Annotated in this window: 1 pseudogene; it reads left to right on the plus strand. The window is 72.3% G+C overall.

The features are described from left to right. Positions 1–646 (plus strand): annotated as a pseudogene (locus KBX39_RS32515) (cell wall anchor protein); the annotation flags it as partial.

Genomic DNA, 646 nt, shown 5'->3' on the forward strand with positions numbered 1-646 from the left:
CTTCCGCTACCGGTCCACGCTGGCGCGCGCCGGCGTGGTGGCCCTGCTCTCCACCGCCGGCCTCGGCGCGGTCGCCGACCCGGCGTACGCCGCCGACAAGGCCGACCTCCAGCTCATCCCGCTCAGCTACCAGCTCGCCAAGGGCGTCAGCGAAGCCAAGGCCAAGCCGTTCAAGTTCCAGGTGAACAACGCCGCCGGGACCGTCGACGCGAAGGGCGTCCGGGTCACCGTCGAGACGAAGGACCTCAAGCCCGGCAAGGTCGGCGTGCTGGCGCCGAAGGGCTGCGACATCCGCGGCACCGCCTTCTCCTGCCTGCTGGGCGACGTGCCCGCCGGGACCACCGAGGACTTCGGCATCCCGCTGTTCTCCACCGGCGGCAAGGGCGGGGCGGGCACGCTGACGGTGTCGATCAGCGCGGCCAACGGCGCCGGCGTGCTGGACACGGTCGAGCACGACATCACCGTCACCGACCCCGGCTACGACCTCACCACCTGGGTCCAGGACGTGTACGCCGACGTGGTCGTCGACGGCGACGACGCCGGTGAGGCGAACCTGCGCCCGGTCCGGCCGGGCCAGACCGCGCCGCTGGACTGGGCCGTGTTCAACGACGGAAGCGAGAACGCCACGGGCGTCGCGTACGGCATC

Origin of the sequence: Micromonospora sp. D75 (genome assembly GCF_018070405.1) — a bacterium.
In the GTDB taxonomy this organism is placed as follows: Bacteria; Actinomycetota; Actinomycetes; order Mycobacteriales; family Micromonosporaceae; genus Micromonospora; species Micromonospora chalcea.